The organism is Methylobacterium brachiatum (assembly GCF_900113845.1).
In the GTDB taxonomy this organism is placed as follows: Bacteria; Pseudomonadota; Alphaproteobacteria; order Rhizobiales; family Beijerinckiaceae; genus Methylobacterium; species Methylobacterium brachiatum.
In genome coordinates, this window is sequence record NZ_FOQW01000047.1 from 1 (window position 1) to 1,484 (window position 1,484).

The 1,484-nt window shown below is 63.3% G+C and carries 2 protein-coding genes; both read right to left on the minus strand.

Annotation, left to right across the window (positions count from 1 at the left end):
• Positions 1-120 (minus strand): sugar phosphate nucleotidyltransferase (locus BMZ47_RS27680; RefSeq protein WP_139221096.1); only part of this gene is annotated, 120 nt, incomplete at its 3' end.
• Positions 121-180: 60 nt separating this feature from the next.
• Positions 181-1,323, minus strand: a complete 1,143-nt coding sequence (locus BMZ47_RS27685) for a glycosyltransferase (protein WP_091865654.1) — start codon at positions 1,321-1,323, stop codon at positions 181-183.
• Positions 1,324-1,484: the final 161 nt, after the last annotated feature.

Consider the following 1,484-nt stretch of genomic DNA (forward strand, 5'->3'; position numbering starts at 1 on the left):
CCGCGGATCGACCAGGCGGGCGAATTGCTTGGGCATGCTCTCGCGCGAGGCCGGCCACAGACGCGTCCCCGTGCCGCCGCACAGGATGATCGGATAGACCGTATCGATAGGCTCAGGCATCAAGATCAATCTTTCGAACGAAGGTCTTTTCGCGTTAAAAACAAGGCGCTCAGCTAAAACTCAATGTAACAGATCCAGCTGTCCACCGGCCATCGCGGGACGGTGGCCGTGATCCTCACGGTTGAGGACCCCGTCGATGAACTGCGTCATCGCTCCGGTGAAACGCTCGACACTGAACTCGGAGGCCCGGCTGATCAGGTCGGCGGGTTTCGGCGCGATCGCCTTGCACCGCTCGATCGCGTCGATCAACGCCTCCACCGATTGCTCGTGGAAGAACGTCCCGGTCAGCCCCTCCTGCACCGTCTCCGTGGCGCCGCCCTTCCCGTAGGCGATCACCGGCCGGCCGCTCGCCATGGCCTCCACCGGCACGATCCCGAAATCCTCCTCGCCGGGGAATATCAGCGCCTGGCACCGGGCGTAATGGTGTTTCAGCACCGCGAAGGGTTGGGGGCCGAGCATCGTCACATGCGGACCGGCCAGGGCGCGCAACTCCCGCAGCATTTCCCCGCCCCCGATCACGACCAGGGGTTTCTGCAGGCGGTTGAACGCCTCGATGGCCAGTTCCGGCCGCTTGTAGCGCACCAGCTCGCCGACCATCAGATGGTAATCGCCGATCTCCTGCTCGGGAACGGCGCCGAACGCGTCGGTATCGACCGGGGGATAGATGACGGTGGCGCTGCGCCGGTAATAGGTCTCGATCCGGCGCGCCACGGTGGCGGAATTCGCCACGAATTCATGGACGCGGCTCGCCGAGATGGCGTCCCAGTTCCGGATGTAATGCGCGGCCGGCGGCATCAGCAGCCGGTTCAGGAACCCCGTCCGCTCGCGGTAATCGTGGAACATGTTCCAGACGTACCGCATCGGCGAGTGGCAATAGCAGATATGGGTCGAGTTCGAGGGCGGGATGATCCCCTTCGCCGGCCCGGACTCGCTGCTGATCACGAGATCGTACCCGCGCAGGTCGAGCTGCTCGAGGGCCATGGGCATGAGCGGCAGATAGGACTTGTAGCGCGTCGCTGAAAACGGAAGCCGGCCGATGAAGGACGTCTGGATGCGATGGGCTTTTATGGTCGGCGATATCGAATCCGGCGCATAGGCATGGGTGAAGATATCGGCCTCCGGATACATCTTGCAGAGCGCCTCAACGACTTTCTCACCGCCGCGCATGCCCACAAGCCAATAATGTACGATTGCAACGCGCATTCAGCCGGCCTCTGTCAGGATTCATGTCTTGTGGCCTGTATTAGCACGCTTTAGCGGCGTTCAGACCCGATTGCGCGTACTGAGTTTGTCCTCCCAGGCGAGCGCCTGGGCGACGATGGCGTCGAGGTCGTCGTGGCGGGGCTGCCAGCCGAGCCGCGACC

Excerpts from the sequence above, each read along its gene's own strand:
- BMZ47_RS27685 (WP_091865654.1), bottom strand. The coding sequence starts at position 1,323 with ATGCGCGTTGCAATCGTACATTATTGGCTTGTGGGCATGCGCGGCGGT.